This window comes from Phormidium sp. CCY1219 (genome assembly GCF_055795085.1).
In genome coordinates, this window is record NZ_JAYFEQ010000241.1 from 1 (window position 1) to 965 (window position 965).

1 protein-coding gene is annotated in these 965 nt (G+C 43.6%); it reads right to left on the reverse strand.

Translation table 11 applies throughout. The annotated features are described in order from the left end of the window. Positions 1-965: group II intron reverse transcriptase/maturase (gene ltrA / locus AC0QH1_RS02575; protein WP_324629227.1), on the reverse strand; the 965-nt coding region annotated here is incomplete at both ends.

Sequence of the window (965 nt, forward strand, 5' to 3'; positions counted from 1 at the left end):
TCGAGTTTGGAGTAAATTTCCTTGGATACTACTGTGCTGTAATAGTTACTCCATCCTTTTATGACTGGATTTAGGTGTTTGATTAATGCGTATTGTGGGGCTGTTTTATAAGCCTTGATAACCGCCTTAATTGCCTTGTAATGCTCCTTGACTGACTCCTTGCTTGGTTTTATGTTAAGTTGGAATAACCGCTTTCTCCCCATACCAATATTCGTGGCCCTGTGTTTGCCAACTGTATAATGGCGGATATTAAAACCTAAAAAGTCGAAACCTGGCTCTCCCCCTTCTTCCGAGAATTCGTGGGTATGGCAGATTCTTGTCTTTTCGGGTTTGAGCTTTAATCCAACTTTTTTAAGCCATTGTTCAATCAAGTCACGGGCTTCTAGTATGACTTCTTTAACTGGTGCAAGTACCACGAATTCATCGGCATATCGAATGATTTTCGGGCGATAGTTTTGTTCTTGCTTTCCATCAATGTATTTGGTTCTAGGGAAAGCATTAACAACCGAGTTTATCATCCCATGTAAGGCAATGTTTGCCAGGAGTGGGCTAATGACTCCCCCTTGTGGAGTTCCTGACTCTGTTACCTCAAATACGCCATTGTCCAAAACTCCGGCTTTGAGCCATTGTTTAATTCTCCGTTTGTGCACGGATGGACAATCTAGTTTGGACAGCAAGTAGTCATGGTTAATTCGGTCGAAGCATTTTGCAATATCTGCATCTAGTACCCAGTTAGGTTTCTTATGAACCTTCTTGAATATGGCGTCAATTGCGTCATGCGCTGACCTCCCTGGCCTGAACCCATATGATTCAGCCTCAAATCGAGCTTCCCATTGCGGTTCCAGTGCCAGTTTAACCAAGGCTTGCTCAGCTCTATCCTTTATTGTCGGAATCCCTAAAGGACGCTTTTCATCACGACCTGGCTTAGGAATCCATACTCTGCGTAAGGCGCGGGCTTTGGATTT